Annotated in this window: 1 protein-coding gene; it reads left to right on the top strand. The window is 75.3% G+C overall.

From position 1 onward, the window contains the following. The coding region (locus tag AC1DUQ_RS21975; protein WP_477074670.1) for a [protein-PII] uridylyltransferase family protein at positions 1–1,001 on the top strand (1,001 nt) is incomplete at both ends.

Raw genomic sequence — 1,001 nt, 5'->3', positions numbered from 1 at the left:
GACCGGCCCCGGGGCCGACGGCATCGCGCGTCGTGCCGCCATCGTCGAGCTCGTCGTCGGCAGGCTGCGCGAGCAGTGGGACATCGCCACCGAGGGCGTCAACGTGTCCGGCATCGCGCTGGGGGCGGTCGGCAGCGTCGGGCGCGGCGACGCCAGCCCGGTCTCCGACCTCGACCTGCTCCTCGTGCACGAGGGGCGCGGCCACTCGACCGAGGAGCTCTCGGCCCTCGCGCAAAAGCTCTGGTACCCCATCTGGGACGCGGGCCTCGACCTCGACCACTCCGTCCGCTCCCTCGCGCAGTGCCGCCAGGTCGCGTCGAAGGATCTGCCGGCCGCCGTCGGGCTGCTCGACCTCCAGCCGGTGTCCGGCGACGCGGTCGTCATCGCGCGCGCCAAGTCCGCTCTGCTCGAGGACTGGCGCTCGGCCGCCCGACGACGACTGCCCGAGCTCCTCGCCTCCACGCGCCAGCGCGCCGAGCGCCACGGCGAGCTCGCCTACCTCATCGAGCCGGAGCTCAAGGAGTCCCGCGGCGGCATCCGGGACGCCGTCGTGCTCAGCGCGCTGGCCGCCACCTGGCTCACCGACCGGCCGCACGGCGCGGTGGACATGGCCTACGCCCACCTGCTCGACGTCCGGGACACCGTGCAGGTGGTGACGCGTCGGCACACCAACCGGCTCCTGCTCGCGGACCAGGACGAGGTCGCGGCGCTCGTCGGCTTCGACGACCGCGACGACCTCCTGGCCAGCATCGCCGAGGCGGCGCGGGTGATCTCCTACGCCCTGGACACGACCGTGCGCAACGCCCGCCAGGCGCTCCAGCGGCCGGCGCGGACGCCGATGCTGGTGCGCGGTCGGCGCACCGCCCCACGACTGCGCACGATCGCCGAGGACCTCGTCGAGCACGACGGGGAGATCGTGCTGGCCGTCGAGGCCCGGCCCGCCGACGTCCCGCTGCTCTCGCTGCGCGCGGCCGCGACCGCCGCCCGGACCGGGCTGAGCC

It is taken from the genome of Cellulomonas sp. P4_B5_2, from assembly GCF_056402235.1.
This window is presented reverse-complemented; position numbering and strand designations above follow the sequence as displayed.